The following is an 11,945-nucleotide window of genomic DNA, read 5'->3' on the forward strand; positions in this document are numbered from 1 at the left end:
ATATAAAGTGTTCAATTTAAGATGGATTCGCGAGTTGCTCACGGATCCATTTTATATTTTCAGGGGTAAATAATGCTTCAATATTACGCCAAATGGGATGAAAACCATAACCACCATGTTTCATTTCATTTAAAGCATCGTCTGTTGACCAATTTTGAAAAATAATTCGATACATCGCAATACTTGCACCTGTACGATCTGAGCCATGATAGCAATGCACTAAAACTTTCTGATTATTTTGTTCAGCTTTTTGTATGGTCTGCATGACAGCGAGTAAGTCATTACGGTCAATTGCCCATGTATTGATAGGAATATGTACTTGTTGAAAAGGTTGGTTTGCCAAGACCGTTTTATCTTTATTTCGATTACGTAAATTAATCACGATATCAATTTTATTTTCTTTGAGTAATGGAATGAGTTCTGCATTTGGTTGTTCACTACGATAAACCATCTCACTGATTTTATAAAAATTACTTTTTGTATTGAGTAAATTTCCCCATTGGGTTGGGCGTTTGTCTGCAGGTAATGCATCTGTGGTCATACAACCACTGAGCAGTGAGATACTGAGTACAGTTGCACTGAGTATTGGGAACTTAAAGATTCTTGCTGTCTGACGATTAGGGTGAGTTAGATTTGACATATAAAGCCTTATTGCCTTTATTTATTACATGATGAAAAATGACTTCATTTAAAAATTAAGATTGTATATAGCGATAAAGCTCAACGGGATCATGAGCGCAGATAATTTCAATTTCAGGATGCGTACTCGCAAGTGATTGAATAGATTTTAGCGTTTGTATGCGTTGTAAATTATCATAAGCGAATAATCGCTCGGTAATTTCTAAAGCAGGTAGTCTATGTTTTGGATCAAGTTCCAAGTGTGTGTAATAGGCATCACCACAGAATAATAACCAATTGTTCTGCTGTTTAATGGCAATACCACAATGTCCTGCTGTATGTCCTAAAAGAGGAATAAGTAAAATTTCATCTTTAAAGAGACTTAATCCTTGTACATTGCTGAAATTGAACCAAGCATTTGTGGCCATCGGCTCAATAAAATTCCAATGCCGATGTTGTTTAAATTGTTCTTGCCGATAACGCAGTTTATTTTTCCAATGAAATGAATGTGCTGCATTATATTCAGTCGACAGAATATGCACGATTGCATGGGGGAAATCAGATATTCCGCCTGCATGATCAAAGTCTAAATGACTGACAAAAATATGTCTGACATCGGTCGGTTGAAAACCGAGTTGTTGAATTTGTGCAATTGCAGTGAGATTGAAATCAAATTGAATGGCGCCCATTCGTGTAACAGCATTGCCTAAGCGTTGCTTCGGGTTTAAGTAGTCTTGAATACCATAGCCTGTATCAACCAATACTAAGCCTTGATCAGTTTCAATGAGTAAGCAATGACAAATGATTTTAGCTTTTAAACCCTTTTGCCCAAAGAGAGGGGCACAGGTTGGACACATAGTACCGCAGTGCAAATGGTGTACGTTGTAGATCATAAGTGATTTATTCTTAAAATGTCTTGATGGTTTTATAACCTGAAATAAACAAGTCACCTAAGCTTTTTGTGATTGTTTTTGTGAAGGTTTTGAGTAACACCCGATGACATTCACGATTGATGGCTAAGTCATCAAAAAGAACCCATCCGAAGATGGGCATTGGAGAAGGTAATCTTTGACTTTTATTGTTGTTACTTGAGATTATTTTTTATTAATTTTTCGATTTAGCTTGTTTTATTAGGTTGCGGAGTCAGTCTTAAGTAAGGTGTAACTGCTGTATAACCTTGGGGAAAACGTTGCTTGATTTCATCTTCATCTTTTAAAGAAGGTACAATGACGACATCCTCACCTTCTTGCCAATTGGCAGGTGTGGCAACTTTGTAATGGTCAGTAAGTTGTAGCGAGTCAATGACGCGTAAAATTTCATGAAAATTACGTCCTGTTGATGCAGGATAAGTAATGATGAGACGAACTTTTTTGTTTGGATCAATAATTACTAAAGAACGGACTGTTAAAGTTTCACTCGCATTGGGATGAATAAAGTCATACAAAGTCGAGACTTTACGATCTTTGTCAGCAAGAATAGGAAAATTCACCGTTGTATTTTGAGTTCTATTGATGTCTTCAATCCAACCTTTATGTGATTCAACATCATCAACTGACAAAGCAATTGCCTTAACGCCACGTTTTTGAAATTCATCATGCAGTTTCGCGGTATAACCAAGTTCTGTTGTACATACAGGCGTATAGTCAGCAGGGTGTGAAAAAAGAACGCCCCAACTATCACCTAAATATTCATAAAAATGAATGTTACCTTGACTCGATTGTTGTTCAAAGTCTGGTGCTGTATCGCCAAGTCGTAGTGTCATGTGAGCTGCCTTAAAATTTAAAATTGATATTGATGGTTCATGTATTGAATATGGCGTAGTTTTTTTATATTTAAAAATAGTGTTTTTTTCTTTGGTTATACGTTTTATTGATATATTGAAATGATCAGTCATAAATTTTTTAAGCTTTTCATTAACTTCAGCTATGTTATGTGTAGATTAAATTTGCTACATTAATTTGCCTTAGATTTATGATGTGAATGTTGATATAAAGATTTTTTTTACTCGGTTTTGTGCAAAACCCTTGTACTTCAAATTTCAAGCACCATAATATCGTCTGAGAAAAAATTATTTATTCAGCAAGTTTTAGAGAGTTTATATGTTGGCAAGTCTGATCGGAGGAATCTTCGGTACTAAAAACGAGCGCGAACTTAAACGGATGCGTAAAATTGTCGAGAAAATTAATGCGCTCGAGCCGACGGTATCAGCCTTAAGTGATGCAGACTTATCTGCGAAAACTGAAGAATTCAAACAAAGATACAATAAGGGCGATAGCCTCGATAAATTATTACCTGAAGCATTTGCAGTCTGTCGTGAGGCAGGTAAGCGTGTCATGGGTATGCGCCATTATGACGTACAGTTGATTGGTGGTATTACCTTGCATGAAGGTAAAATTGCCGAAATGCGTACAGGTGAAGGTAAAACCCTCATGGGTACTTTGGCTGTATATCTCAATGCAATCAGCGGTCAAGGCGTTCACGTAATTACCGTGAATGATTACTTGGCACAGCGTGATGCTGAGTTAAACCGTCCTCTTTATGAGTTTTTAGGTTTGACTGTTGGTGTAATTTATTCCATGCAGGCACCTTTTGAAAAATCAGAAGCGTATCGTTCAGACATTACGTACGGTACCAATAACGAATTTGGTTTTGACTACCTACGTGACAATATGGTTTTCTCGATGGCTGAGAAAAAACAGCGTGGTTTAATCTATGCGATTATCGATGAGGTCGATTCGATCTTGATTGATGAAGCACGTACTCCGCTGATTATTTCAGGTCAAAGTGAAGATTCATCACAGTTATATGAAGCATTCAACAGCATTCCACCAAAATTACATCCACAGAAAGAAGAAAAAGTTGCCGATGGTGGACATTTTTGGATTGATGAAAAACAACGTTCAGTAGAAATAACTGAGGCAGGCTTTGAAGCTGTTGAACAAGAACTTATTCAAATGGGCTTGTTGGCAGAAGGCGAAAGTCTATATTCATCGGGCAATTTAAACTTAGTACATCATGTGACTGCGGCAATTCGTGGACATTATTTGTATCAACGTAACGTACATTATATTGTTGATGATGGTGAAGTCGTTATTGTCGATGAAAATACTGGTCGTACCATGCCAGGTCGTCGTTGGTCAGAAGGTTTACACCAAGCGGTTGAGGCTAAAGAAGGGCTTGAAATTCAGCCTGAAAACCAAACCATGGCAACTACGACATTTCAGAACTATTTCCGTCTTTATAAAAAACTGTCAGGTATGACAGGTACAGCAGATACAGAAGCTGCTGAAATGAAGGAAATTTATGGTCTAGATGTCGTATTGATTCCGACACATCGTCCAATGGTGCGTGTTGATCAAAATGACTTAATTTATTTGAATCGTAATGGTAAATACAGCGCGATAATCAAAGAAATCCAAAAAATTCACGAAGAAGGTGTTGCACCAATTTTGATTGGTACCGCGACCATTGAAGCCTCTGAAATTTTATCAGATAAATTACTTGAAGCGGGTATTGCACACGAAGTTCTCAACGCTAAACAGCATGAGCGTGAAGCCGATATTATTGCTCAAGCTGGTGCGCCAAAAGCAGTGACTATTGCAACCAACATGGCAGGTCGTGGTACAGACATTCTGCTCGGTGGTAACTGGAAAGCATTACTCGCAAAAATTGAAAACCCAACTGCTGAAGATGAAGCTCGTCTACGTGCAGAATGGGAAAAGAACAATGAAATGGTACTCAGTTCTGGTGGTTTACATATCATTGGTTCAGAACGCCATGAATCACGCCGTATTGATAACCAATTACGTGGTCGTTCGGGTCGTCAAGGTGACCCTGGTGTTTCACGTTTCTTCTTGTCACTTGAAGATGACTTAATGCGTATTTTCGCAGGTGACCGTGTTGTTGGTATGATGCGTGCAATGGGCTTGCAAGAAGATGAAGCTATTGAACACAAAATGGTGTCACGTTCAATTGAAAATGCACAACGTAAAGTAGAAGCACGTAACTTCGATATCCGTAAAAACCTATTGAAATACGATGATGTAAATAACGAACAACGTAAAATTATTTACTCACAACGAGATGAAATTTTAGAAGAAAGCTCACTTCAAGATTATATTGAAGAGATGCATCAAGAAGTCGCAAAAGGTTTAATTGAGAACTTTATTCCACCTGAGTCAATTCACGATCAGTGGGATATTCAAGGGCTTGAAGCAGCGCTACGCGAAGATTTAAGTATAGATTTACCTGTTGCTCAATGGCTTGAAGAAGATCGTCGTCTTGATGAGGAAGCATTAGTTCGTCGTATTACGGATGAAATTATTGCCCGTTACCGTTCGCGCCGTGAGCAAATGGGTGCTGAGTCTGCTGCGACACTTGAACGTCACTTTATGTTAGGCGCGCTTGATCGTCATTGGAAAGACCATTTGGCTGCAATGGACTATTTGCGTCAAGGGATTCATTTGCGTGGCTATGCTCAGAAAAATCCTGAGCAAGAATACAAAAAAGAAGCATTTAATCTTTTTGTAAATATGCTTGGTGTGATTAAGTCTGATGTGGTGATGGATATTTCACGTATTCACGTTCCTACACCTGAAGAGCTTGCAGAAATGGAAGCTCAACAGTTGGCACAACAACAAGCGCAAGCGGAAGCAATGCGCTTGAACTTTGGTGCAGAAATGGACTTTGGTGATGAAGTAAATGCTGTTATTGATGGTAATCCAACAATTAACGCGACAGATTTTTCAGCACAGACATTTGAAGTACCTGAAAGTCGAAATGCGCCATGTCCATGTGGGTCAGGTTTAAAATATAAACAGTGCCACGGTAAAATTTAACTTTAGGCTAGATTTGCGCAGAGACATTAAAACAGAGCTTAGGCTCTGTTTTTTCATCTGAACGCTAAGCTATGAATTTTAATTTTTACAACATGTGAATAAGCATTGCAGATTTGATTGGTTAATGTTATTTACTTCTGATTGAAAAATATTTGGGAACACAATGAAAATATTATTAAAAACGATTTTTGCAACAACGTTGACGTTGCCTGCTTTTGCTTTTGCAGATACTGTTCCACAAACGACGACAGTAGAAAAAGTTCAAGCTGCGGCAGGTGTGATGACAGCGCAAGCTGAAGTGAAAAATGACTCAACGACAGTCATTAGTCCACGCACAGGTATCCGTTATACTTTAGGAAATACCAATGGTCGTCCGATCATCTTAAAAACCGCTGCGATTGCACCTGTAACACCAGCAACCGTAAATCGTGTGGTGGCATCGAATCCTGCTTTGTCTGTGTCGAGTCAAGAAAAAGTCAAATTGGCTTTGCTTGATGGTAGCCCTGTTGTTGCTCAGGCACAGCCTCAACAGTAAATCTGTTGTGATTTTTGAATCATCGAAAATATAGAAACCAGCCTGACGGCTGGTTTTTTAGCATTAGACTTTTTGTTTTTGTAGATAAAAAGATGAAAGTCATAGTAAATATGAATGATCAGGGCTTATTGCTCGATTTTTTAATACTTTTCTAATAAGCTGTATTTTTATTCTGATTCTGGACATTCTCAAATGGCTGTTGGTGACGTGTCGATGCCACAAATGCATGTGGTGCAAGGTGTAAAAATTGGTTCTGCTGAGGCGTATGTACGCTATCCAAACCGACGTGACCTCGTTATTTTTGAATTTTCACAAGGCACTAATGTTGCAGGTGTTTTTACTCAGAATGCATTTTGTGCAGCACCTGTGCATGTGTCTAAAAAACATTTAGAAATGGGCAACCCACGCTATCTCATAATCAATACAGGCAATGCCAATGCAGGAACAGGTCAGCTTGGTATGGAAAATGCCAAAGCAACATGTTTTAAGTTAGCAGAAATTGCACAGGTTGAGCCTTTTGAAATTTTACCATTTTCTACAGGTGTAATTGGCGAGCAATTACCAATGGAGCGTCTTTTGGCTGGGTTGCAACCTGCTTTAGATAGCGTAAAAGACAATGCTTGGGTCGATGCTGCAACAGGCATTATGACTACAGATACTACGCCTAAAGGTGCGTCAGAGCACTTTGAACTTGATGGTGTAACGTATGCCATGACAGGAATATCCAAAGGTGCAGGCATGATTCGTCCAAATATGGCGACCATGTTGGGCTTTGTCGCAACCGATGCACCTGTCAGCCGTGAATTGGTTCAGCAATTGCTTAACACAGCCGTAAATGTATCATTTAACCGTATTACAATTGATGGTGATACATCAACAAACGACTCATGTATTTTTGCGGCAACAGGTCAGGCAGGTGGCATTGAGATTACCTCCGTAGCAGATCCACGTTATGTCACATTGCTTGATGTACTTACTCGAGTTATGAAGCGTTTGGCACAATTGATTGTACGTGATGGTGAAGGTGCAACCAAATTTATGACCGTTGCTGTTGAAGGTGGTGCAGATACGCAAGAATGTTGCGATATTGCCTATAGCATTGCGCATTCACCATTGGTTAAAACAGCATTTTTTGCCTCTGATCCAAATTGGGGGCGTATTCTTGCAGCCATTGGTTATGCTGGTGTGAAAGATCTTGATGTTGAAAAAATTCAAGTTTGGCTTGATGATGTGCAAATTTGCCGTGATGGTGGCGCAGCAACAGACTATACCGAAGAAGCAGGTGCACGCGTCATGTCACAGTCTGAAATCAGCATTCGTGTTGATCTTGGGCGAGGACAGGCAAAAGATACGGTATATACCTGTGATCTATCCTATGATTATGTCAAAATCAATGCAGATTACCGCTCTTAATGCAAAATGTAAAAAGCCTCACTCATGAGGCTTTTTTATAATGGAATGAATTTTGGTGGTGGAATTATCTACAATAACTTCACCAATTGTACAACGCAGGCATGACGCTTGTGATAACGGAAAGAGAAGACCTCGTATGAATGATGCGACCAATTTAATTGCCAATGAAGCAAAATCAATTGTCACAGCACATTTGGATCGTTTAGGGGAGCCAAAGGACAACAGTTTAAGTCCTGAGCTAAAACAGCAAAAGTTTGCTGAGATTAAAGCAGAGCTTGAAAAACAAAATGCGGTACTGGTTGCGCACTACTATTGTGACCCTGATGTACAGGAGCTTGCAGAGGCAACAGGAGGGTGTGTATCAGACTCACTCGAAATGGCTCGTTTTGGACGTGATCATGCTGCACAGACGCTTGTAGTGGCAGGTGTAAAGTTTATGGGGGAAACTTCAAAAATTTTATCGCCTGAAAAGAAAGTATTAATGCCAACTTTAGAGGCAACATGCTCATTGGACTTGGGCTGTCCTATCGATGAGTTTACGGCATTCTGCGATGCTCATCCTGATTATACGGTAGTGGTCTATGCCAATACATCAGCGGCTGTTAAAGCACGCGCAGATTGGGTGGTAACTTCAAGTTGTGCGGTCGAAATTATTGAGCATTTAGACAGCTTGGGTGAAAAAATTATTTGGGCACCAGATCAGCATTTAGGACGCTATATTCAAAAGAAAACAGGCGCAGAAATGTTACTTTGGGATGGTTCATGTATTGTTCATGAAGAGTTCCGTGCACGTGGCATTGACAACATGAAAGCCTTGTACCCTGATGCAGCTGTTTTGGTACATCCAGAGTCACCTGAATCAGTTGTAGATGTCGCTGACGCTGTGGGGAGTACCTCACAGTTGATTAAAGCAGCACAGACTCTACCGCATCAAACGATGATTGTGGCAACAGACCGAGGTATTTTCTACAAAATGCAACAAGCTGTACCACATAAAACACTTATTGAAGCACCGACAGCGGGAGAAGGGGCAACATGTCGTTCTTGTGCACATTGTCCATGGATGGCAATGAATGAATTAGATGGAATCTTGGATGTTTTACGCAAGGCTGATCAAGAAATATTCGTTGATCCTGCATTGGCAGAGCGTGCAAAGCTACCCTTGGATCGTATGTTGGACTTTAGCGCATCATTAAAACGTTAAAATTGTATAAAAAAACGCTGAAATGCTTGATAAATATACATATGAAGTGTTTTTTTAACTTTTTTTGAAGATAGGTGTTGACGTATTCGAGCGCCACGCCTAGAATGCACACCGTACCGAACGATACTTCGAACGGTACGAAAGCTGAGATGAATCGGAGCATGGCGCAGCTTGGTAGCGCACCTGGTTTGGGACCAGGGGGTCGTAGGTTCGAATCCTACTGCTCCGACCAATTCTTCAAGGCGAGATCTCCAATGATCTTTGATCGTAGGTAATGCGCCTGTAGCTCAGTTGGATAGAGCATCCGCCTTCTAAGCGGATGGTCACAGGTTCGAGCCCTGTCAGGCGCACCATTTGGTCGTTTGATATTGTTGAATCTTAAAATGTTGTTATGGTGGTTGTAGCTCAGTTGGTAGAGCCCCGGATTGTGATTCCGGTTGTCGAGGGTTCGAGCCCCTTCATCCACCCCACTTACTGAATAAGTAAGAAATTCGGAGCATGGCGCAGCTTGGTAGCGCACCTGGTTTGGGACCAGGGGGTCGTAGGTTCGAATCCTACTGCTCCGACCATTTTAAGCAAAAGCTTAAATGTAAATCATCCGCTTAAGTGCGGTTTTTTTATGCCTGAAATTTGTGTTTTATTTTGAATGTGGCCTTTAATCATCCATCTTGCTAGCACACTGGTTACTTTCTTTTTTTATAAAATTTATTTTCCAAAGATCTTGCATAAAAAAGACCCTGATTAGGAGTCTTTTAATTTTAATCATTTGTGTACATTTTACGGAATAATAATTACTGCAACACGTCTGTTGGCTGCACGATGCTCTTCTGTATTGTTGTCTTCTACAGGTTGGCTTGAGCCACGTCCTAAAATAGTCATATTTTGTTGACTAAAACCACTTTTCTGAAAAATATCAGCCACGCTTTGTGCACGTTGTTCTGAGAGTTTTAAGTTGTATTCAGGATTACCTACATTATCGGTATGACCTGCAATTTTTACTTTATCGAGTTTATATTTGTGCAATTGCATTGCGAGTCGTTCAATTTCGGTAACGTGATTGGCTTTAATGGTTGAATCATTAAAATCAAAGAGTAGGCGTTCAGGCAAGCCTAAGCTCCAACCTTCATTGGTTTGCGTAAAACCTTCTTTTTTTAATACTTTAATTTGTTTATGGCTTAAAGGTCCAAAACTTAAACATGCTGTAAGTGAAATGGAGAGTATGGCAAGACATGAGAGTTTAAATATTTTACTGAGCATAACGTATGGAAATCCTAAAGTTAAGAATGATAAATGAACCAATTGTGTTTGACTGATTTTGCTTTATACATGGCTTGATCGGCTTGTGAAATCAAATCTTCAGGTGTATTTGCTTGATTTGAAAAGGATATACCTAAGCTGAAACTAAAATGAATATCCTGCCCTTTATAATGTAATGGTTCTTCGCAGCATTTGAGTAAATTCTCTGCTACTGAGATAAGGTGTTCTGTTTTATACATTGAATGTAGGATGATCGCAAATTCATCACCACCCAATCGAGCTACAAAATCTTCTTGACGGATGTTGCTGCGTAGACGTTGCGCCATTTCTTTTAATACCTCATCGCCAACCAGATGTCCATATTGGTCATTGATCGCTTTAAAATTATTATTATCAATAAACACTAAAGCGGATGAATGGCGTTTTTGATCATCATTATAAATATTGCAAAGTATTTGGTAAAAAAAGTTACGATTAGGTAATTCGGTTAGATGATCGTGCAGCACTTGATAAGATAATTCGCTATTTTCATTTTGAAGATGCGTGTGCCATGTTTGAATTTCATCTAAAAGTTGATTAAATACGGTATTTACATGATTGAACTCTTTAATATCATTACTTGGAAAGCGTAAATTATAGGCCTTTTGGCTACTTAAAAGACGAGCAATATTAATAATAGGGGTAATAGATTCCATAATATGACGATATGTTGAATTTACCGACCACCATAGGGCAAGAATCATAAATAACATACCAATACATAAACCAAAAAACACCTTAAAAATAAACATCATAATGACATTGGAGCTACCGTATAAGACGACTTTACCGACATTTTTGTCATGATGTTGAACATTCATTGTAATCGCATCGCGTAAAAAGAATTGATCAAACAAGCTTTGTAAATATGAATAATGCTCAATATTTTTTTTGCTTTCAGCGATTTGATTACCTTTTTCATCAAAAACTTGGATTAAGCGAATTGAATGCTGAAGGGTATAGTCGTTAATAATCTGATTCATCGACGCCTGATCTTTAAAAACTAGGCTGGGTTGAATTCGATCTACAGCAGTTTTACTGACTAAAATTAAATTTTGTTTGGCATAAGATTCGACAGTAAAGACAGAGATACTTGCGAGCGTAAATGTACAAATTAAAAACGTAATTGCAAAAATAGTAAACTGAGATTTACGGAACAATGTTTGTAAAGAAGTTGAGCGGTAAAATTTACTGATCACGATAATTTACTCCGCATTTCGAGCTAAAAGTAAAACACGTGGATCCACATGTATTTTACTGCGAGATAAACTGTCTAAATTTAACTTAAACAATGTTCTTCCCCCTTTTGATGTGTATAGGCAAAATGCGCTGCCAATTTCACACTCGGGATTACTTGAACTAAAAGAAAGTAAATTTTTATTTATGGCGCTATTGATGAGCTGTTGTTCGGTTGCTGCAGTTGTATTGCTAAAAAATACCGCATCGCAATGCACACGTTTGAGTTGAGCTGATGAAATTGTGTTGATGTGAAATTTATAATTATTCTGTTGAGCTAGTGTTGTTAATTCTTTGTTAATTTCGTCATTATCTATAATGCAAATTATAGGTGAATCGGTTTTCCAGCGGACATAGCTGAGTATAGATAGAGTTGTTTCTGAAATATTTTGTGCAGACGTGATTGATGGGAATGAGGCTATAAAAAGCAAAATTCCTATAGGTAGAAGTCGTTGAAGTTTGACAATCATTTTCTTCATTTAATTAAGAGTCGTCATTAATAAAGCGATTATGAACTAATTTAATGAAATCTCCAAAATATATAAATAGGGAAAAATCATGAAGAAAAATACAAAAAACAATTGAAATGGATTGATTAATGAACGAATAAATAATATTTATAAATAAATTCAAAAAAAGGGTTGCATGGTATAAAAAATACTGTAGAATGCACATCCATCGGCGGTGATGAAGATTAAAACTTCTTGATAAACAAGGACTTGATTGAGTTGATTAAGTTTGGTTTTGAAAAGAAAGTTTAAAAATAATATTCATTACCTGTTGACTTTTTAGAGATAGAGAGTAA

General features: G+C 38.4%; 10 protein-coding genes and 4 tRNA genes. 8 read left to right on the forward strand and 6 right to left on the reverse strand.

The genetic code is table 11. From position 1 onward, the window contains the following. Positions 1–16 precede the first annotated feature (16 nt). The 3 genes from ACK1JC_RS05795 to ACK1JC_RS05805 all read right to left on the reverse strand — a co-directional run bounded on the left by ACK1JC_RS05795 (position 17) and on the right by ACK1JC_RS05805 (position 2,380). The gene (locus ACK1JC_RS05795; RefSeq protein WP_409510932.1) at positions 17–541 is read right to left on the reverse strand and encodes a dual specificity protein phosphatase family protein; all 525 of its coding nucleotides are present in this window, start codon (positions 539–541) and stop codon (positions 17–19) included. 154 nt (positions 542–695) lie between these two features. Continuing rightward, positions 696–1,511 (reverse strand): MBL fold metallo-hydrolase, encoded by an 816-nt coding sequence (locus ACK1JC_RS05800; RefSeq protein WP_409510916.1) that lies wholly within the window; start codon positions 1,509–1,511, stop codon positions 696–698. A 224-nt stretch (positions 1,512–1,735) separates the two neighbouring features. Further along, entirely contained in the window at positions 1,736–2,380 is a 645-nt protein-coding gene (locus tag ACK1JC_RS05805; RefSeq protein WP_409510917.1) for a peroxiredoxin, read from the reverse strand. A 337-nt stretch (positions 2,381–2,717) separates the two neighbouring features. On the opposite strand from ACK1JC_RS05805, the gene secA reads away from it, so the two are divergent. The 8 genes from secA to ACK1JC_RS05845 all read left to right on the forward strand — a co-directional run bounded on the left by secA (position 2,718) and on the right by ACK1JC_RS05845 (position 9,177). Continuing rightward, positions 2,718–5,456, forward strand: a complete 2,739-nt coding sequence (secA, locus tag ACK1JC_RS05810) for a preprotein translocase subunit SecA (protein ID WP_409510918.1) — start codon at positions 2,718–2,720, stop codon at positions 5,454–5,456. A gap of 163 nt (positions 5,457–5,619) precedes the next feature. Then, positions 5,620–5,991 (forward strand): hypothetical protein, encoded by a 372-nt coding sequence (locus ACK1JC_RS05815; RefSeq protein ID WP_409510919.1) that lies wholly within the window; start codon positions 5,620–5,622, stop codon positions 5,989–5,991. Positions 5,992–6,183: 192 nt separating this feature from the next. After that, positions 6,184–7,404, forward strand: a complete 1,221-nt coding sequence (gene argJ, locus ACK1JC_RS05820) for a bifunctional glutamate N-acetyltransferase/amino-acid acetyltransferase ArgJ (protein ID WP_409510920.1) — start codon at positions 6,184–6,186, stop codon at positions 7,402–7,404. A gap of 136 nt (positions 7,405–7,540) precedes the next feature. Next, positions 7,541–8,608 (forward strand): quinolinate synthase NadA, encoded by a 1,068-nt coding sequence (gene nadA, locus ACK1JC_RS05825; protein ID WP_409510921.1) that lies wholly within the window; start codon positions 7,541–7,543, stop codon positions 8,606–8,608. A gap of 155 nt (positions 8,609–8,763) precedes the next feature. Continuing rightward, positions 8,764–8,840, forward strand: a tRNA-Pro gene (locus ACK1JC_RS05830). A gap of 44 nt (positions 8,841–8,884) precedes the next feature. Further along, positions 8,885–8,961, forward strand: a tRNA-Arg gene (locus ACK1JC_RS05835). A gap of 41 nt (positions 8,962–9,002) precedes the next feature. Further along, a tRNA-His gene (locus tag ACK1JC_RS05840) sits at positions 9,003–9,078 on the forward strand. 22 nt (positions 9,079–9,100) lie between these two features. Continuing rightward, positions 9,101–9,177 (forward strand) — tRNA-Pro (locus tag ACK1JC_RS05845). Positions 9,178–9,385: 208 nt separating this feature from the next. Here the strand turns inward: ACK1JC_RS05845 and ACK1JC_RS05850 are convergent. Genes ACK1JC_RS05850 through ACK1JC_RS05860 form a run of 3 tightly spaced genes read right to left on the reverse strand, consistent with a single transcriptional unit; the run spans position 9,386 to position 11,619 of the window. Further along, a complete protein-coding gene (locus tag ACK1JC_RS05850; RefSeq protein ID WP_409510922.1) occupies positions 9,386–9,865 on the reverse strand; it encodes an OmpA family protein in 480 nt (159 codons plus the stop codon). A gap of 20 nt (positions 9,866–9,885) precedes the next feature. Beyond that, complete coding sequence (locus ACK1JC_RS05855) at positions 9,886–11,103, reverse strand: diguanylate cyclase domain-containing protein (protein ID WP_409510923.1); 1,218 nt, start codon at positions 11,101–11,103, stop codon at positions 9,886–9,888. Between the two features lie 6 nt (positions 11,104–11,109). Further along, positions 11,110–11,619 carry a YfiR family protein gene (locus ACK1JC_RS05860; RefSeq protein WP_409510924.1) on the reverse strand — a complete coding sequence of 170 codons (510 nt, stop codon included), beginning with the start codon at positions 11,617–11,619 and terminating at the stop codon, positions 11,110–11,112. Positions 11,620–11,945 lie beyond the last annotated feature (326 nt).

The sequence above is a fragment of the Acinetobacter sp. TY2 genome, assembly GCF_046269225.1.
GTDB lineage: Bacteria > Pseudomonadota > Gammaproteobacteria > Pseudomonadales > Moraxellaceae > Acinetobacter.